Source organism: Anaeromyxobacter sp. Red801, assembly GCF_049201065.2.
GTDB lineage: Bacteria > Myxococcota > Myxococcia > Myxococcales > Anaeromyxobacteraceae > Anaeromyxobacter.
The window spans coordinates 1,163,185-1,181,372 of record NZ_CM181236.1; the positions used below are offsets into that span (position 1 = coordinate 1,163,185).

The following is an 18,188-nucleotide window of genomic DNA, read 5'->3' on the forward strand; positions in this document are numbered from 1 at the left end:
AACGGCTGATGGCGGACGCCCCGCTCGCGGTCGGCATCGACCTCGGCACCACCAACTGCGCCATCGCCTGGCGCGCGGTGGAGGCCGGCCCGGGGCCGGACGGCGCGCGCGCGGAGGCGCTCTTGGTGCCGCAGCTCGTCCGGCCGGGCGAGGTGGAGCCGCGGCCGCTCCTCCCGTCGTTCCTGTACCTCCCGCACCCGGCCGAGCTGCCCCCCGGCGCGGCCGCCCTGCCATGGGCGCAGGGCGGGGCGGCGGAGGCGGCGGGGGAGATCGTGGGCGAGCTGGCGCGCGACCTGGGCGCGCAGACACCCATCCGCCTCGTGTCGTCGGCGAAGAGCTGGCTCTCGCACCCCACGCTCGACCGGCGCGCCGCGACGCTCCCGGCGGGCGCGCCGCCGGAGGTCCCGCGCCTCTCGCCGGTGGAGGCCTCCGCGCGCTACCTCGCGCACCTGCGCGCGGCCTGGGACCGCGAGGTGGCCGCCGGCGATCCCGCCCGCGCGCTCGCGGCGCAGCGGGTCACGCTGACGGTCCCGGCCTCGTTCGACGCGGTGGCGCGCGAGCTGACGGCGGAGGCGGCGCGGCTCGCCGGCCTGCCGCAGGTGGTGCTGCTGGAGGAGCCGCAGGCCGCGCTCTACGCCTGGGTGGAGGCCATGGGCGAGGGCTGGCGGAAGGCGGTCCGGCCCGGCGACCTGGTGCTGGTGGTGGACGTGGGCGGCGGCACCACCGACCTCTCGCTCGTCGCGGTGGTGGACCGCGGCGGCGACCTGGGCCTCGAGCGCGTCGCGGTGGGCGACCACATCCTGCTGGGCGGCGACAACATGGACCTCGCGCTCGCGCACGCGCTGGCGAGCCAGCTGGAGCGCGAGGGGCGCACGCTGGATCGCTGGCAGCTGCTCGCGCTGGGGCACTCCGCCCGGCGCGCCAAGGAGGCGATGTTCGCCGACCCGTCGCTGGCGGAGCTGCCGGTGGCCATCCCCGGGCGCGGCTCGTCGCTGGTGGGCGGGGCGCTGCGCACCACGCTCCGCCGCGCCGAGCTGGAGGCGGTGCTGACCGACGGCTTCTTCCCCCGCGTGGACGCCGCCGCCCGGCCGCAGGCCCCGCGCCGGGCCGCGCTCACCATGCTCGGCCTGCCGTACGCCTCGGACCCGGGCATCACCCGGCACCTGGCCGCGTTCCTGGCCCGCCACCGCGCCGCGCTGGGGTCGGGCGGGCACGCCGAGGTCCCGCTCGCGGGCGGCGCGTTCCTCCACCCGACGGCGGTGCTCTTCAACGGCGGCGTCATGAAGGCCGCGCCGCTCGCCGCGCGCGTGGTGGAGGTGCTGGCGGGCTGGCTCGCGGGCGAGGGCGCCCCGCCGCCGCGCGTGCTCCCGGCCGCCGATCTCGACCTGGCGGTGGCGCGCGGCGCGGCGGTGTACGGGCGCGTCCGCGCCGGCCACGGGATCCGGATCCGCGGCGGCACCTCGCGCGCGTACTACGTGGGCGTGGAGGCGTCGATGCCGGCGGTGCCGGGCGTCGCGCCGCCGCTCCGGGCGGTGTGCCTCGCGCCCATGGGCATGGAGGAGGGGACGCGCGCGGAGCTGCCGGGCGAGCCGCTCGGGCTGGTCGTGGGCGAGCCGGTGGACTTCCGCCTGTTCAGCTCCTCCGTGCGCCGCGACGACCGGCCCGGCGACGTGGTGGAGGACGCCGGCTCGCTGGAGGAGGGGCCGCCGGTGACCGCCACCATCGCCGCCGGCACGCGCCCGGCGGGCGAGGTGGTGCCGGTGCGGCTCCGCGCCCACGTCACCGAGATCGGCACGCTGGAGCTGGACTGCGTCGGCCCGGACGAGCGCTGGTCGCTCGAGTGGAACCTGCGCCAGTCCGCGGACCCGCCCGCCGGCGGCCCGGGGGCGGCCGCCCGGCCCGCCTGATCCGGCGCCATGCCCGGCCCGCGCCACGTCGTCGGCATCGACCTCGGCACGGTCAACTCCGCGCTCGCCTCGGTGGACCTCGCGCGCGAGGGCGATCTCGCCGAGGCGGTCGAGGCGCTGGCGATCCCGCAGCTGGTCCGGCCGGGCGAGGTCGAGGCGCGGCGCCTCCTGCCGTCCTCGGCCTACCTGCCCGGCCCGGAGCTGCCGCCCGCCGCCACCCGGCTGCCCTGGGGGGAGCGCGCCATCGTGGTGGGCGAGCTGGCGCGCGAGCAGGGCGCCCGGGTGCCGGGGCGGCTGGTGACGTCGGCGAAGAGCTGGCTCGCGAACCCCCGCGCCGACCGCACCGCGCCGATCCTGCCGTGGGGCGCGCCCGAGGGCGTGCCGCGCCTCTCGCCGGTGGACGCCTCGGCGCTGTACCTCGGCCACCTCCGCGACGCCTGGGAGGCCGCGCACCCCGGCGCGCCGCTCGCCGAGCAGGAGCTGACGCTGGCGGTGCCCGCGTCGTTCGACGCCGCCGCGCGCGAGCTGACGCTCGCGGCGGCGCGGGAGGCCGGGCTGCCGCGCGCAGCGCTGGTGGAGGAGCCGCAGGCCGCGTTCCACGACTGGGCCTCCCGCCACCGCGCCGACCTGGGCGCCGCGCTGGGCCTCCCCGGCGGCGAGGGCGCCGCGCTGGTGCTGGTGGTGGACGTGGGCGGCGGGACGACCGACCTCACGCTGGTGCGCGCCGAGGCGCGCGACGGGCGGCCCGCGCTCACCCGCATCGCCGTGGGCGATCACCTGCTGCTCGGCGGCGACAACGTGGACCTGGCGCTGGCGCGGGCGGTGGAGGGGCGGCTGGGCGGCCGCCTCGACCCGGCGCGCTTCGGCGCGCTGGTTCAGGCGTGCCGGCTCGCGAAGGAGCGACTGCTCGCGGCGGGCGGTCCGGAGCGCGTCCCGGTGGCGGTGGCCGGCGCGGGGAGCCGGCTGGTCGCGGGCGCGGTGTCGTCGGAGCTGTCGCGCGACGAGGTCCGGGCGCTGGTGCTGGACGGCTTCTTCCCGCGGGTCGGCCCCGGGGACCGCCCGCGCCGCGCGCCGCGCACCGCCGGGCTGGCGGAGCTGGGGCTGCCCTACGAGCCGGACCCGGCGGTCACCCGCCACGTCGCCGCGTTCCTGGCGCTGCACGCGGCCGAGGCGGGCGCCGCGGCGGGCGGGCCGGCCCGGCCGGACGCGGTGCTCCTGAACGGCGGCACCTTCGCCGCGCCGGAGGTGCGCGCGCGGCTGGCCGAGGCGGTGTCCGCGCTGTTCCCCGGCAAGCCGCCGGTGCGCGCGCTCGCCAGCCCCGCGCTCGACCTCGCGGTGGCGCGCGGCGCGGCGCTCTCGGCGCTCGCCCGGCGCGGGGTGGGCCTGCGCATCGGCGGCGGCACCCCGCGGGCGTTCTACGTGGGCATCGCCGCGCCCGAGGGCGAGCGGGCGCTCTGCGTGGTGCCGCGCCACGCCGAGGAGGGCACCCGCGTCGCCGTGCCGCGCACCTTCCGGCTGGCGCTGGGGCGGCCGGTCCGGTTCGCGCTGCTCGCGTCGTCCGCGCCGCGGCTGGAGCGGCCGGGCGACGTGGTCGAGCCCGGCGACGACCTGGTGCCGCTGCCGCCGGTCGAGACCGTGCTCTCCGCGCCGGGGCAGGGCGACGCCGAGGTGCCGGTGCGGCTCGAGGCGGCGCTCACCGAGATCGGGACGCTGGAGCTGTGGTGCGCCGCCACCGATCGCGACGCGCGCTGGCGCCTGGAGTTCTCGCTGCGGGCGGGCGCCGCCGACGCGGGCGGGCCGGACCGCCCCGCGGAGACGGCGGCGGTGCCGCGCCGGCTGGAGGAGGCGCGCGCGCTCGTCGAGGTGTTCTACGGGAAGAAGGCGGCGGTCGAGCGCAAGGAGGTGAAGGGGCTGTTCCGCGCGCTGGAGAAGGTCCTCGGCCCGCGCGACGGCTGGTCCACGCCGGTGGTGCGCGACCTGTGGGCGGCGCTGCACGCCGGGCGCGGGCGGCGGCGGCGCAGCGCCGACCACGAGCGCACCTGGCTGCAGCTCACCGGCTTCTGCCTGCGCCCCGGCTTCGGCGCGCCGCTCGACGCCTGGCGGGCCGCCGAGACGTGGAAGGCGTTCGGCGAGGGGCTGCAGTACCAGGGCGACGCGCGGGCCTGGGCGGCGTGGTGGATCACCTGGCGGCGCATCGCCGGCGGCCTCGACGCCGCCGCGCAGCGCCGCCTGCTCGAGGCGGTGCGGCCCTTCCTGCGGCCGCGCGACGCGCGCCGCCCGCCGCCCAGGGTCGCCGGCGTCCGGCCCATGGCGGAGGACGAGATGGTGCGGCTCGCCGGCAGCCTGGAGCGGATCGATCCGGCCGAGAAGGAGGAGCTGGGCGGGTGGCTGCTCGCGCGGGCCGAGGCGGACGGACCGGCGCCGCACCTGCTCTGGGCGCTCGGCCGGCTGGGCGCGCGCGTGCCGTTCCACGCGAGCGTGCACCAGGTGGTCCCGCCCGCGGTCGCCGAGGCCTGGATCGACCGGCTGCTCGCGGTCGCGCCGCCGCGCGAGGTGGCGTTCGCGCTGGGGCAGCTCGCGCGCCGGAGCGGCGACCGGGCCCGCGACGTGGGCGAGACCGCGCGCGCGCGGGCGCTGGCGGCGCTCGCGGCCGCCGGCGTCCCGGACGAGCAGGCGCGCCCGGTGCGCGAGGTGGTGGAGGCGAGCGCCGAGGCCGACCCGCGCATCTTCGGCGAGAGCCTGCCGGCCGGGCTCCGGCTGGTCCCGGAGGAGACGGACCCCGCCTCGCCGGATCCCGCCACCCCGCCCGCGTGAGAGACTGCGCCCGTGCCGCTCCACGACGCCGCCGCCCGGGGGTTCGAGGCCGGCGCCGACGCGTACGCGCGCGGGCGACCGGGCTACCCCGACGCCGCGGTGGACGCGGCGCTCGCGGCGCTGCGGGTCGGGCCCGGCGAGCTGCTCCTCGAGCTCGGCGCGGGGACGGGCTCGCTGACGCGGAGCCTCGCCGAGCGCGGGGTCCGCGTGCTGGCTCTGGAGCCGGTCGCCGCCATGCGCCGCCGCCTGGCGGGCGTGGCCGGCGCGCTGCCGGTGGCCGCGGCCGCCGAGGCGCTCCCGGTGCGCGACGGCGGCGTCGCGGGCGCGATCGCGGCCACCGCCTTCCACTGGTTCGACGGCCCGGCGGCGCTCCGCGCGCTGCACCGCGCGCTGCCCCCGGGCGCGCGCCTGGCGCTCCTGTGGAACCGGCGCGACCTCGCGGTGGACTGGGTGGCCCGGCTGGACGAGATCCTGAACGCGGCCGAGCCGCCCGGCACGCCCCGGTACCGCACCGGCCGGTGGCGCGCGGCGTTCGACGCGGCCCCGGCTGCGTTCGGGCCGCTGCAAGCCTCCCAGCACCGGCACGTCCACGTCCTCTCGCCGGAGGGGGTGGTGGATCGGATCGCCTCGGTGAGCTACGTCGCCGCCATGGACGCCGCCGGCCGCGCGCGGGTGCTCGCCGAGGTGCGCGCGCTGCTCGCCGCGCACCCGGACACCGCCGGGCGCGACGCGCTGGAGCTCCCCTACGTCGCCGACCTGTGGTGGTGCGAGCGTGCGTGACATCGGGTGAACCGCGCCGGCGCCCGGGCGAACGGCGCGCCGCCGCGCCGGCCGGCGGGGTAGGATGCGCTCCATGGTTCGCATCAGCTGGCCGCTCGCGCTCCTGCTCGCGGTGGTGATCGCGGTCGTGGCGCGCAGGCCGCGGCTGATCCTGCCCATGCTGATCGTGCTCGGCGTCTGGTACCTGGTCGAGACCGCGCGCGCCCGCCGCCGGTGAGGCGCGCCGGGCCGGGGCACGCCCGCAGGGCTGCCCATCCGCCCGCGCCGTGCGCGCCCGCTCCCCCGCCCGCAGCGCGCGGGGCCGGCCCCGCGTCCTCCACCCGCGTGACGCATCTTCAGCGGGCGAGGGGGATGCGGCATGCGGCTGCCCGGGAACGGCATGAGCTGGAAGGAGTTCGGCAAGGGCCTCTACCAGGAGATCTCCCACGACAACGTCACCGACCTGGCCGCCACGGTCACCTACTACGGCGTGCTGGCGCTGTTCCCGTTCCTGCTGTTCCTGGTGGCGCTCGCGAGCGTGGTGATCACGCCGGCCCAGGCGCAGCAGCTGGTGGACCAGCTCGCGCAGGTCGCGCCGGGCGAGGTGACGAAGATCGTCGGCGACCGCATCCAGCAGCTCGGCTCCCAGCAGAACGTGACGCTGCTCGGCTTCGGCGCGCTCGGGGCGATCTGGGCGGCGTCGGGCGCCACCCTGGCGCTCATGCGCGCGCTGAACACGGCCTACGACGTCGGCGAGTCGCGGCCGTTCTGGAAGGTGAGGGCCATCGGCCTGCTCATGACCGTCATCGCCGGCGTGCTCGCCCTGGCGGGCGCGCTGGCCGCGGTCGCGACCGAGCCGCTGGCGAACGCGATCGGCGGTCCGGTGGGCGCGGCCATCCTCTGGCTGCGCCTCCCGGTCGCGGCGCTGGTGATGATGTTCCTGTGGGCCCTGCTCTACTACGTGCTGCCCGACGTCGAGCAGCGGTTCAAGTTCATCACCCCGGGCTCGGTGTTCGGGGTGGTGCTCTGGGTGCTCGCCTCCTGGGGGTTCGGCAAGTACGTCGCGAACTTCGGCAACTACGACAAGACCTACGGCTCCATCGCGGGCGTCATCGTGCTGCTCTTCTGGATGTGGATCTCCTCGCTGGTCCTGCTCGTGGGGGCGGAGATCAACGCGCTCATCGAGCACCGCTCGCCGGAGGGGAAGCGCGAGGGCGCGAGGTCGATGCGGGACACCGGGCTCACCCCCGTCGAGCGGGCGCCCGCGCCCGGCCCGCCGGCCCGGGCCGTCCCGGCGCCCCTGCGCGCGCCGCCCCGCCGCCGGCGCATCGGGGGCCTGACCGCGCTCGCCGCCGGGCTGGCGGCGGGGATCCTGCTCGGCCGCCGCGAGGCGTGACCGGCGGTCGCGCCCGTCCGGCGCCACCACCCGGGCGCGAACCGGGCTACAATCCGGCGCCCCGCGGCCCTCCGGCCCGGACCCGATGCCAATGGAACCCACCGCGCCCGCCGCCACGCGCAACACCGAGTCCACCGCCAAGATCGTCTACGTGCTGTACCTCCTGTCCTTCGCGGCCGGCATCACCACGCTCATCGGCGTGGTGATGGCGTACGTGAACGAGGGCGACGCGCCGGAGGGGCTGCGCACGCACTACCGGTTCCAGATCCGGACGTTCTGGATCGGGCTGCTCTACGCCGTCGTGGGGGGCCTGCTCACCATCGTCGGGATCGGCGCGCTCGTCCTGCTGTTCCTGGCGGTCTGGCTGGTGGTCCGCTGCGTGAAGGGGCTGAAGTGGCTGGACCAGCGCCAGCCCGTGCCGAACCCGGCCACCTGGCTCTGGTAGCGCCGCCGCGCGCTCCCCCGGGCGGCGCACGCGCGCCGCGGCCGGTGCGGCCGAGCCTCACCTGGTCTAGGCTCTGCGCATGGCGGCTCGCCCGAAGCTCCGCATCGGCGTCTCGTCCTGCCTGCTCGGTCAGAAGGTCCGCTACGACGGGCAGCACAAGCGCGACGACTTCCTCACCGAGGTGCTGGCGCCGTTCGTGGAATGGGTGCCGGTGTGCCCGGAGCTGGAGCTCGGGCTGGGCGTGCCGCGCGAGCCCATCCGCCTGGTGGGCCGGCCCGCGGCGCCGTCGCTGGTGGCCGAGCGGAGCGGGCTGGATCACACCGAGGCGATGCGCCGCTTCGCGGAGCGCCGCGTGGCGGAGCTCGCCCGCGAGGACCTCTCCGGCTACGTGACCAAGAAGGACTCGCCGTCGTGCGGGATGGAGCGCGTGCGCGTCCACCCGGCGAAGGGCGGCCCGCCGCGGCGCGAGGGGGTGGGCGCGTTCGCGCGCGTGCTGATGGAGGCGTTCCCGCTCCTGCCGGTCGAGGAGGAGGGCCGGCTGAACGACCCGGCGCTGCGCGAGGGGTTCGTGGAGCGGGTGTTCGCGTACGCGCGCTGGAAGGCGGCCGTCGGCGAGGGCATGACCCGCGGCGCGCTGGTCGCGTTCCACACCGCGCACAAGCTGACGCTCCTCGCGCACAGCCCCGCCGCCTACCGGGCGCTGGGCGCGCGGGTGGGCGGCCTGCGCAAGGGCGCGATCCGCGCGGACGTCGAGGCGTACGGCGCCGGCCTGATGGCGGCGCTGAAGGTGCCCGCCACCCGCGGCCGTCACGTCAACGTGCTGCAGCACGCGGCCGGCTACCTCCGCGACCGGCTCCCGGCGGCCGACCGCAAGGAGCTGGAGGAGAGCATCGCCGACTTCGGGCGCGGGCTGGTGCCGCGCATCGTGCCGCTCACGCTGCTCCGCCACCACGTGCGCAGCCAGGGCCTGGAGTACCTCGCCGGCCAGGTGTACCTCGACCCCGATCCCAAGGAGCTCATGCTCCGCAACCACGCGTGAGCCGCATGCCCGTCCCCGCCGAGCGGATCCGCGTCCTGAACGCCGCGCCGCTCCGGCCGGAGCGGGCCGTGGTGCTCCACTGGATGACGAGCGCCCGGCGGACCCGCTCGAACCCGGCGCTGGAGCGCGCCGCGGAGCTGGGGCGGGCGCTGGGACGGCCGGTGCTGGTGCTCGAGCCGCTGCGGTGCGGCTACCCGTACGCGAGCGACCGGCTCCACGCGTTCCTGCTGGAGGGCATGCGCGACAACGCCGCGGCGCTCGCCGGGCGCGCGCTGTACCACCCGTGGGTGGAGCGGCGCGCCGGGGAGGGCGAGGGGCTGCTCGAGGCGCTCGCGGCGCGCGCCTGCGCCGTCGTCGCCGACGACTTCCCCACCGGCTTCCCCGCGGAGGCGCTCCGCGCGGCGGCGGCCCGCCTCGATGTGCGCCTCGAGGCGGTGGACGCGAGCTGCGTGGTCCCGTTCCGCCTGGCCGGCAAGGACTTCCCCACCGCGCACGCCTACCGCCGCCACCTCCAGCGCACGCTGCCGGCGTGGCTGGACCGCCTGCCGGCGGACGACCCGCTCGCGGGCGCGCCGCCGCCGGGCGGGGCGCCGGTGCCGGCGGAGATCCGGCGGCGCTGGCCGGCGGCGAGGGCCTCGGAGCTGGACCGCCCGGCCGCGCTCGCCGCCGCGCTGCCCGTCGACCACCGCGTCCCGCCCGCCGGCCGCGGGGGGAGCGTCGCGGCCCGGCGGCGGCTCGCGGCGTTCCTGCGCGACGGGCTGGACGCCTACGCCGAGCGCCACAACGCGCCGGACGAGGCGCGGGGCGCGAGCGGGCTCTCGCCCTGGCTCCACTTCGGCCACCTGAGCAGCTTCGAGGTGCTGCGGGCGGTGCTGCGGCGGGAGGGCTGGACCCCGCCGCCCGTCGCCGCGCCGCCGCGTGGCGCGCGCGCCGGCTGGTGGGGCCTGCCCGCCTCCGCCGAGGCCTTCCTCGATCAGCTCCTCACCTGGCGCGAGCTGGCCTTCGTCACCTGCGCGCACCTCCCGGATCACCGCGCGTACGCGTCCCTCCCTGCCTGGGCGCGGGCGACCCTGGCCCGGCACGCCGCCGATCCGCGGCCGGCGGTCTACGCGCGGGCGGCGCTGGAGGCGGCCGGGACGCACGATCCGCTCTGGAACGCCGCCCAGCGCCAGCTCCTGCGCGAGGGCGTGGTGCACGGGTACCTCCGGATGCTCTGGGGGAAGAAGATCCTGGAGTGGAGCGCGACGCCCGAGGAGGCGCACGCGACCATGCTGGAGCTGAACGACCGGCACGCGCTGGACGGGCGGGATCCGAACTCGGTCGCGGGCATCGCCTGGTGCCTCGGCCGCTACGATCGACCGTGGGGGCCGGAGCGGCCGGTGTTCGGGACGGTGCGGTACATGTCCTCCGCGAACACCGCCCGGAAGTGGCCGGTGCGCCGGTACCTGGAGCGCCACGGTCCGTGAACGTCGCGCGGCCCCCCTCCCGACGGGAGTGGCGCGGGCCGGCCGCGACGCGGAAGGATGCTCGAATGCCCCCAGTCCACCGCACCGTGCTCGTGACCGGGGCGACCGGCTTCGTGGGGAGCGCGCTGGTGCCGGCGCTCGCCGCGGCCGGGCACCGGGTCCGCGCCACGAGTCGCCGCCGCCGCGCCGGGCCGGGCGGGACGGTGGACTGGATGGCGGTGGACGTGCGGCGCCCGGCCGACCTCGAGCGCGCGCTGGAGGGCGTGGATGCGGCGTACTTCCTGGTGCACGGGATGGCCGCGGGCCGGGGCGACTACGTCGAGGAGGAGCGCCGCACCGCCGCCGGCTTCGTGCGGGCGGCGGAGCGGGCCGGGACGGGACGCATCGTGTACCTGGGCGGCGTCGCGCCGCAGGGAACGCCCTCCCGGCACCTCGCCAGCCGCCTCGCGGTCGGGGAGGTGCTGCGCGCCGGGCGCGTGCCCGCCCTGGAGCTGCGCGCGTCGATGATCGTGGGCGCGGGCAGCGCCTCCTGGCAGGTGGTGCGCGACCTGGCGATGCGCCTGCCGGTGATGCTGCTGCCGGCATGGGCCCGCTCGCGCACCTGTCCGGTCTGGATCGGCGACGTGGTGGGTGCGCTGGTGGCCGGGCTCGACCTGCCGCTGCCGGCGAGCGCGGTCCACGACGTGCCCGGCCCGGACGTGCTGGCGGTGCGGGAGATCCTGGAGCGGGTGGCCGCGCTCCGCGGGCGGCGCCTGCCCGCCGCGCGCGTGCCGCTGCCGGTGCCACGCGTCTCCATGCTGTGGCTGAAGCTGATCTCCGGCGCGGACTGGCGGGTGGTGCGCGAGCTGGTGCAGGGGCTGGCGACGGACCTCCTCCCGCGTGACACCCGCTTCTGGGAGCTCGCCGGGCTGCCCGCGCCCCTGCCGTTCGACGAGGCCGCGCGCCGCGCGCTGGCCGGCGAGGCCGCCGGCGAGGGGCTGCGGGGCGCGCTGGCGGCGATCGAGGAGGCGCTGGTGGACCGCTGCGCGCCGCGCCTCGGGCCGGTCAACCCGGGGGAGCCACGGTCGCGATGAGCACGCTCCAGACGGCGTGCGACACGAGCGCCGGCACCAGGCTGCCCCGCCACGCCGCCAGCGCACCCCACGCGGCGTAGGTGGGCAGCGCGGCGAGCGCGAGCAGCCCCTCGCCGGTCGCGAGCGCGAGCGCAGCGGCGAGCGCGGTCGCGGCCGCCACGGCCCGCGCCGGACCGAGCCGCCGGGCGAGGCGCGCCTGCACCAGCCCACGCCAGAACGCCTCCTCGGCCGGCGCGATGGCGAGCGCGAGCGCCAGCCCGGGCCCGAGCGCGCGGGTGCGGAACCGCTCGAAGATGGCGGCGGTGGGCGCGCACAGCGCGTCGGTGGCCCCGCCGCAGCCGGCCCACAGGAACGCGCGGGCCCCGGCGTAGAGCGCGCCCGCCACGGCGAGGCCCAGCAGCACGTCGGTGCCGCGCGGACGCAGCCTGGCCCGCAGCCCGGGCGGCGCGCCGGCGAAGGACAGCGCCATCCAGGCGAGCGCGAGCGGCGTGGCCCAGGCGAAGAACCGGGGCGGGCTCGCCGCCACCAGCAGCGCCCAGCCCAGCGCCGCGAGCACCGCCGCCGTCGTCCAGGCGCGGTCGCCGGCGCACCGCCCGCCGGACGCCTCGCCGGGCGGCCGGCGGCCCGCGGGCGTGGTATCTGTGGGCATCCGCGCCACATTACCATCCGCGCAGCACGCTCCACGAAAGGAAGGGACGCCCATGGCCACCATGTCGTCGGTGAACCCCGCCACCGGTGAGGTGCTCGCCCGCTTCGACGAGATCACGGACGCCGAGCTGGAGCGGCGGCTCGCGCTCGCCGCCGCGACGTTCCGGTCCTGGCGCCGCGTCCCGTTCGCGGACCGCGCGCAGCGCATGGGCCGCGCCGCCGAGGTCCTGGAGGCGCGCAAGGACGCGCTCGGCCGGACCATGACGCTGGAGATGGGCAAGACGCTCCGCTCGGCGGTGGCCGAGGCCGAGAAGTGCGCGTGGGTCTGCCGCTTCTACGCGGAGCACGCGGAGCGGTTCCTGGCCGACGAGGTGCTCCCCTCGAGCGCGGCGCGGTCGTACACCCGGTGCCTGCCCATCGGGCCGGTGCTGGCGGTGATGCCCTGGAACTTCCCCTTCTGGCAGGTGTTCCGCTTCGCCGCGCCGGCGCTCATGGCCGGCAACGTCGGCGTGCTGAAGCACGCCTCCAACGTGCCGCAGTCGGCGCTCGCCATCGAGGCGGTGTTCCGGGAGGCCGGGTTCCCGGAGGGCTGCTTCCAGACGCTGCTGGTCGGCTCGTCGCGGGTGCAGCGCATCGTGGAGGATCCGCGCATCGCGGCCGCCACCCTCACCGGCAGCGAGGGCGCGGGCAGCGCGGTGGCCTCCGCGGCCGGCCGGGTCATCAAGAAGACCGTGCTGGAGCTGGGCGGCAGCGACGCGTTCGCGGTGATGCCGTCCGCCGATCTCGACGCGGCGGTCGCGACGGCGGTCACCGCCCGCACCATCAACAACGGCCAGTCCTGCATCGCCGCGAAGCGCTTCGTGATCCACGAGGCCGTCTACGACCGCTTCGAGCAGGCGTTCGTGAAGCGCATGGCCGCGCTGAAGGTGGGCGACCCGCTCGACGCGGGCACCGACGTCGGGCCGGTGGTGAGCGAGGCGGAGCTCCGGAAGCTGGCGGAGCAGGTGGACGCCGCGGTGAAGGCGGGCGGCCGGCTCCTGCTCGGCGGCGCGCCGGCCGGCGGGCGGGGCTTCTACTACCCGCCCACCGTGATCGCCGACGTGCCGCCCACCTCGCCGTCCTACCGCGAGGAGATCTTCGGGCCGGTGGCGCTGCTGTTCCGCGCGCGCAACCTCGACCAGGCGATCTCGATCGCGAACGACGTGCCGTTCGGCCTGGGCTCGAGCGTCTGGACGCGCGAGCCGGCCGAGCGCGACCGCTTCGTGGACGAGCTGGAGGCGGGCGCGACGTTCGTGAACGCCATGGTCGCCTCGGATCCGCGGCTCCCGTTCGGCGGCGTGAAGCGCTCGGGGTACGGGCGCGAGCTGGCGCGCGAGGGGATCCGCGAGTTCGTGAACCTGAAGACGGTGGTGCTGCAGGACGCCGCCGCCGCCGCGGGCCAGCCCGGCGCCGCGATGGAGTAGCGTCAGGCGTCCGCCCCGGCGACGAGCAGCGCCGAGTCCTCCAGGTCCTCGCCGGCGGGGCCGAGCAGGTCCACCCCGTTGCGGGCGAAGCGCCGCGCCGCGGCCGCCGCCCGCCGGCCGCGCCCGGCGTCGAGCGCCCACTGCGCGTGCGCGGCGAGGTGGGCGAGCGCGAGCGTCCGCCCCAGCGTGAGCGCCAGCCGGCGCGCGCCCGCCTCCCGCAGCTCCGGCGCCTCGCCCCCCGCGAGCGCCGCCCTCGCCCGGGCCAGCGCGCCGGTGGCGGCCTGCATCGCCGGGCGGAGCGACGGGTCGCGCGCCTGCGAGAGCCGCTCCTGGATCTCCGCCGCGAGCGCCTCGGCCGCGCCCTCGGTGGCGAGCGCGCGCTGCGCCTCGAGCGCGAGCACGTTGGTGGTCCCTTCCCAGATTGGCAGCACCTGCGCGTCGCGCAGCAGCCGCGGCAGGCCGGTGTCCTCCACGTAGCCGGCGCCGCCGAACGCCTCCACCGCCTCGGAGGCGACCGCCACCGCCTGCTTCCCGGTGGTGAGCTTCGCGAGCGGCGTGACCGCGCGGAGCAACGTCCGCACCCCCGGATCGGCGTCGCCCGCCTCGGCGCGGCCGAGCAGCTCCACCGCGCGGAACGCGAGCAGGAACCCGGCCTCGCGCTCGGCCTCGAGCCCTGCCAGCGTGTCGGCGTGGAGCGGGCGCGCCCGCAGCGGCGTCCCGAAGGCGCGCCGCCGCCCGGCGTAGTCGCGGGCCAGCGCCACCGCGCGCCCCATGTACGCGGCCGCGACGAGCGCGTTCCAGGTGCGGGTCACGTTCAGCATGGGGGTGATCGCGCGGACGCCGCCGGAGGTCCCCGCCACCGGATGCGCCAGCGCTCCCTCCAGCGTCAGCTCGGCGGTGGGGAGCTTGCGCGTGCCGAGCTTGTCCTTCAGCCGGTTCACCAGGATCCCGTTGGCCGCGCCGTCCGGCCCGCGCGTCTCCAGGTAGAACAGGGCCAGGCCCGCCGAGCCGGGCGGGTTGCCCTCCGGCCGCGCCAGGGCGAGCGCCATCTCGGCGGTGGTGGCGGAGCTGAACCACTTCGTGCCCCAGAGCCGGAACGCCTCGCCGTCGCGGCGGGCGACGGTCTCCGTGCCCGACACGTCCGAGCCGCCGGCGCGTTCGGTCATCCACTGCCCGCTCGTCCACATGCGCGCCGGATCGCGCGAGGTGAGCCGCGGGACGGCCCGCTCCACCAGCGCCCCCGGGGCGAGGTCGAGCAGCGTGCGCGCCGCGCCGTCGGTCATGGCGAGCGGGCACGCGTACACGTCCATGGAGGGCTCGAGCAGGTAGACCATCGCCATCTGGTGCACGCGCGAGTGCGGGCCGTGGTGCCGCTCGTAGGCGGCGGCGACCAGCCCGTGGCGCGCGGCCAGCCGGGCCGCCTCGCGCCACAGAGGCGTCGGCTCGATGCGGTCCACGCGCCGACCCCAGGGATCCCACTGCACCAGCGCGGGCTCCACCAGCCGCTCCGCGAGCTGCTGCGCGGCGAGCGGGCCGGACGCGAGCGCGCCCAGCTCGCGCAGCTCCGGGGAGATCGCGGACAGGACGTCGGGCGGCAGCGTCCTCGCGAGGTACTCCTGCAGGAGCGGGTCGGCGTCGAAGGCGTGCGGCAGGACCGGGGGATCCTGGAGGAAGGCGGTCATGGTGAGCCGATAACGCGGGACAGCGCGCGGGGCAGCGCCTGGCCCGGCCGCCCCCTCTGCGCGCGCCCGAAAGGAACCGCATCCGCCCGGGGCGAGCCTGCTAAGGGTGGGGGCTCGCGGGCAGGAGGATTCACGGTGCGTCCGTCGCAGGACCGGCTCCGGCTGGAGCGGCTCGAGCGCCTGCAGGAGGTGACCGCTGCGCTGGGCGCCGCGGCCTCCTCGGACGCCGTGGCCGGCGCGCTGGAGCGCCTCGCGCTGCCGCTGCTCCGCGCGAGCGCCGCGACGATCTTCTGGGAGCGCGCGCCGGGCGAGCTGGAGCTGGTGCACGCGGTGGGGCTCGACCCGGCGTTCACGACGCGCCGCCGCGTGATCCGCGTGGACGAGCGGCTCCCCAGCGCCGACGCGTTCCGCACCGGCGCCGCGGTGTGGGTTCGCACCGGCGCCGAGCTGCGCGATCGCTTCCCGGGGCTCGGCGCCGCGGACGGGGCCGACCTGCCCGGCGCGCTCGCGGCCATCCCGCTCGCGACCGATCGCTCGCGCGGCACGCTCGGCCTGCGCTTCGAGGAGCCGCGCGCGTTCGACCCGGAGGAGCGCGCGCTCGTCACCGCGGTGGCGACGCAGTGCGGGCTCTCGATGGAGCGGGCGCGGCTGCACGAGGGGCAGCGCAGGCAGGCCGAGCGGCTGAGGCAGATCTTCTCGACCACCGCGGCGCTCTCCGGCGCGGCCACGCCCGGCGCCGTGGCGGACGCGGCGTTCCGCGGGCTCTCGGCCATCGGTGCGGTCGCCGCCGAGCTGCACGCGCTCGAGGCGCCGGACCGGCTGGTGCGGGTGGCGCGGCACGGGCCGGAGCCCGGGGCGGAGCCGGACGCGCCCGGGGCGCCGGCGCCCGCCGCCGACGTGGTGCGCAGCGGCAAGGCGCTGTGGCTCGAGTCGCCCGAGGCCATCGACGCCAGCTTCCCCAACCTCGAGGCCGGTCGGCGGGCGCGGGGGGAGGGCGCCTGGGCCGTGGTCCCGCTCCTCGCCGGCGGCGAGCCGCTGGGCGCGATCTCGGTCGCGTTCCCGGGGCCGCGCCGGTTCGACCCGGACGATCGGCTGTTCGTCCGCATGCTCGCGGTCCCGTGCGCGCAGGCGCTCGAGCGCGCGCGGCTGTACGAGGCGGCGGAGCGGATCCGCCGGGACGCGCAGTGGAGTGCCGCCACGCTGGACGCGATGTTCGCGTCGCTGCCGGTGGGGCTCGGGCTGCTCGATCGCGCCATGCGGTACGTGCGCGTGAACGACCGGCTCGCGCGCCTGAACGGGCTGCCGGTCGAGGCGCACCTCGGGCGCATGCCCGCCGAGATCCTGCCGGGCCTGCCCGGCGAGCAGCTCGCCGCGGCGTTCGGCCGCGTCGTCGAGGGCGGCGGCGCGTTCGAGGAGGTGGTGGTCGGGGAGCTGCCCTCCGAGCCGGGCGCCACGCGGCGGTTCCGGGCGACCTGGTTCGCGGTGGCCGTGGCCGGGGAGGTGGTGGGCGCGGGCGTCATGGTGCGGCAGGAAGGCGAGGGATAGCCCGGGCGCGGCACGGTCCCGCGGGCATGCGACAGGGACCGTTGCTTGCGTGGCGCGCGACCCCGCCGGTAGGATCCGCGCGTGAAATTCTCCTGCGACCGGTGCGGCAAGCGGTACGCGACCGCGGACACGCCCGTCCCGGGCCGCGTGTACAAGCTCAAGTGCCGCGCGTGCGGGCACGTCATCGTGCTGAAGGGCCCGGCCGCCGGGGCGCCGCCCGGCGCGCCGCCGCGCAGTGCCGCGGTCCCTCCCGCCCCGCCGCCGCCATCGGCGCCGACGCCGGTGCCGACCGTCACCGCCGTCGAGATCCCACCCCCGCCGCCACCCGAGCCCGAGCCCCTCCCTCCCGTCGAGCCCCCGCCGCCGCTCGAGTCACTCTTCCCCGAGGCCCACGAGGCGAGCGCCGCACCGCGTACTTCCGTGGCGCCGCCCGGCCCGGCCCCGCGCGCCGAGCCCGAGCCCGCCGACGCCGGCTACGTGGATCTCTTCGAGGAGGGGTCGCTCGGGGACGGCACCGGCCTGCCGCTCGCCCGCGGCCCGCGCTCCGGCCCGCCGCCGTCCGGCGACGACGCGAGCGGCGAGCTGCCCGCGCCGGCGCCCGAGCCCGCCGTTCCGGCGGCGCCGCCGCTGCCCACGCCCCGCGTCCCCGATCTTCCCCGCCCGCCGTCGGAGCAGCGCGGCGCGCCGCTGAAGCTCATCGGGTTCGGGGTGCTCGTGATGCTGGCGATCGTCGCGGTCGCGGTGTGGCGCGGCGCCGGCCGCACCGCGCCGTCCCGTCCGCCCGCGCCCGCCAGCGCGCCCGCCGCGAAGGCGCCCGAGGCCGCGCCGGCGCCCGTGCCGCCCGCGCCCGGTCCGGCCCAGGCGCCTGCCGCCGCGGAGCCCGCCCCAGGCGCCGCCCCGGCCCCGGGCACCGCGACGCCGCAGGCCGAGCCTCCGCCCGCGCCCGAGCGCGCGCAACCCGCCCGCCCGGCCCCGGAGGCGCCGCGCCCGTCCCGCGCGCCCGCGGCTGCCCCAGCCGCCCCCGCGCCCGCCGGCGACGTCCGGCGGCCTCACGCCCGAGCGCATCCAGCAGGTGATCGCGACCTCGCGCCCGCGGTTCGATGCCTGCCTCGCCGAGGCCCGGCCCGGCCGCGGGCTGGCGCTCGATGGACGGACCGTGAACCTGCGCGTCGCCATCACGCCGGCCGGCGCGGCCACCTACCCGACCTTCGACGACGTGACGATCGGCTCCACCGAGCTCGGCGCCTGCCTGAAGTCCGCCGCGCGCCAGATGGCGTTCCCCCGCTTCGAGGGCGAGCCGGTGCGGATCGAGGTGCCGATCACGCTGCCGAAGCGGTAGGGATGTGGTCCGGCTTCGACGGGCGGACGTTCCGCCGCGGCTTCGCCGAGAGCCCCTTGCGCCGGGCGCGGTCGGCGAGGAGGAGGTCGAGCGCCGCCTCGAGGACGTCCTCGCGGGAGGCGCCGGGCATGGAATGGGAGAGCGCATCGCGGGCGGCGTCGAGCTTCTTCAGGAAGGCCTTCGACACCGTGAGGTGCATGCGAGCCGAATCCCCGTCGAGCCAGTCCACCGAGCTGGGCTTCGCGGCTGGCGTCACCCGCTCGCAGTTCGACAGGCTCACTGCGAGCGGACTCTGTGCGAGCGGACTCTGTGCGAGCGGACTCTGAATGACCCGCGGCCTCGACCCGGCTGGGCACAGGCGTTTCATGCGCATGAAACAGAACGACCGGTGGGGGTCCCGGCGATGCGGGGTCTGCACGAAGCATCGCACGCGGACTTCGTGCTCCGTGAAAACGCACGAGGATGGCCCAGGACGAGAGAACGCGGCCGGGGTGCCGCGACCCCTCGGCTCACGAACGCGCGCCACGGCGACGCCCTGCGCATGCGCGGAGACCCTGCGCGACGGCGTGTCAGTTCGCGAAAGCCGCCCCGAGCCCCGATCCCGTCAAGCGT

14 protein-coding genes and 1 pseudogene are annotated in these 18,188 nt (G+C 78.0%); 12 read left to right on the forward strand and 3 right to left on the reverse strand.

Translation table 11 applies throughout. The features are described from left to right. Positions 1-8: 8 nt before the first annotated feature. The 9 genes from ACOQFB_RS05320 (at position 9) to ACOQFB_RS05360 (ending at position 10,899) form a co-directional block, all read left to right on the forward strand. The gene (locus tag ACOQFB_RS05320) at positions 9-1,907 is read left to right on the forward strand and encodes an Hsp70 family protein (RefSeq protein ID WP_421608883.1); all 1,899 of its coding nucleotides are present in this window, start codon (positions 9-11) and stop codon (positions 1,905-1,907) included. 9 nt (positions 1,908-1,916) lie between these two features. After that, on the forward strand, positions 1,917-4,721 hold the full coding sequence (locus ACOQFB_RS05325) for an Hsp70 family protein (RefSeq protein ID WP_421608884.1): 2,805 nt from the start codon (positions 1,917-1,919) through the stop codon (positions 4,719-4,721). Positions 4,722-4,733: 12 nt separating this feature from the next. Continuing rightward, positions 4,734-5,501 (forward strand): class I SAM-dependent methyltransferase, encoded by a 768-nt coding sequence (locus ACOQFB_RS05330; RefSeq protein WP_421608885.1) that lies wholly within the window; start codon positions 4,734-4,736, stop codon positions 5,499-5,501. Positions 5,502-5,574: 73 nt separating this feature from the next. Further along, the gene (locus ACOQFB_RS05335) at positions 5,575-5,718 is read left to right on the forward strand and encodes a hypothetical protein (RefSeq protein WP_193388363.1); all 144 of its coding nucleotides are present in this window, start codon (positions 5,575-5,577) and stop codon (positions 5,716-5,718) included. Between the two features lie 141 nt (positions 5,719-5,859). Then, on the forward strand, positions 5,860-6,876 hold the full coding sequence (locus ACOQFB_RS05340) for a YihY/virulence factor BrkB family protein (RefSeq protein WP_421608886.1): 1,017 nt from the start codon (positions 5,860-5,862) through the stop codon (positions 6,874-6,876). A gap of 91 nt (positions 6,877-6,967) precedes the next feature. Continuing rightward, positions 6,968-7,321: a DUF4870 family protein gene (locus ACOQFB_RS05345; RefSeq protein ID WP_059438077.1), complete on the forward strand. Its 354-nt coding sequence runs from the start codon at positions 6,968-6,970 to the stop codon at positions 7,319-7,321. Positions 7,322-7,400: 79 nt separating this feature from the next. Next, complete coding sequence (locus ACOQFB_RS05350) at positions 7,401-8,360, forward strand: YbgA family protein (RefSeq protein ID WP_421608887.1); 960 nt, start codon at positions 7,401-7,403, stop codon at positions 8,358-8,360. A gap of 5 nt (positions 8,361-8,365) precedes the next feature. Beyond that, positions 8,366-9,826: a deoxyribodipyrimidine photo-lyase gene (locus tag ACOQFB_RS05355; protein ID WP_421608888.1), complete on the forward strand. Its 1,461-nt coding sequence runs from the start codon at positions 8,366-8,368 to the stop codon at positions 9,824-9,826. A gap of 65 nt (positions 9,827-9,891) precedes the next feature. Beyond that, on the forward strand, positions 9,892-10,899 hold the full coding sequence (locus ACOQFB_RS05360) for an NAD-dependent epimerase/dehydratase family protein (protein WP_421608889.1): 1,008 nt from the start codon (positions 9,892-9,894) through the stop codon (positions 10,897-10,899). Here ACOQFB_RS05360 and ACOQFB_RS05365 read toward each other — a convergent pair. After that, positions 10,871-11,548 carry a CPBP family glutamic-type intramembrane protease gene (locus ACOQFB_RS05365; RefSeq protein WP_059438074.1) on the reverse strand — a complete coding sequence of 226 codons (678 nt, stop codon included), beginning with the start codon at positions 11,546-11,548 and terminating at the stop codon, positions 10,871-10,873. The genes ACOQFB_RS05360 and ACOQFB_RS05365 overlap by 29 nt on opposite strands. Positions 11,549-11,600: 52 nt before the next feature. On the opposite strand from ACOQFB_RS05365, the gene ACOQFB_RS05370 reads away from it, so the two are divergent. Then, positions 11,601-13,010: an NAD-dependent succinate-semialdehyde dehydrogenase gene (locus tag ACOQFB_RS05370; RefSeq protein ID WP_421608890.1), complete on the forward strand. Its 1,410-nt coding sequence runs from the start codon at positions 11,601-11,603 to the stop codon at positions 13,008-13,010. 2 nt (positions 13,011-13,012) lie between these two features. On the opposite strand, the gene ACOQFB_RS05375 is transcribed toward ACOQFB_RS05370, so the two are convergent. Next, the gene (locus ACOQFB_RS05375; RefSeq protein WP_421608891.1) at positions 13,013-14,692 is read right to left on the reverse strand and encodes an acyl-CoA dehydrogenase family protein; all 1,680 of its coding nucleotides are present in this window, start codon (positions 14,690-14,692) and stop codon (positions 13,013-13,015) included. Between the two features lie 135 nt (positions 14,693-14,827). Here ACOQFB_RS05375 and ACOQFB_RS05380 point away from each other — a divergent pair, with 135 nt between their 5' ends. Next, complete coding sequence (locus ACOQFB_RS05380) at positions 14,828-16,237, forward strand: GAF domain-containing protein (protein ID WP_421608892.1); 1,410 nt, start codon at positions 14,828-14,830, stop codon at positions 16,235-16,237. 1,072 nt (positions 16,238-17,309) lie between these two features. Continuing rightward, the gene (locus ACOQFB_RS05385) at positions 17,310-17,576 is read left to right on the forward strand and encodes a hypothetical protein (protein WP_494492487.1); all 267 of its coding nucleotides are present in this window, start codon (positions 17,310-17,312) and stop codon (positions 17,574-17,576) included. Here the strand turns inward: ACOQFB_RS05385 and ACOQFB_RS05390 are convergent. Beyond that, positions 17,575-17,959: pseudogene (locus ACOQFB_RS05390) on the reverse strand (HNH endonuclease); the annotation flags it as partial. The gene ACOQFB_RS05385 and the pseudogene ACOQFB_RS05390 sit on opposite strands and share 2 nt — an antisense overlap. Positions 17,960-18,188: the final 229 nt, after the last annotated feature.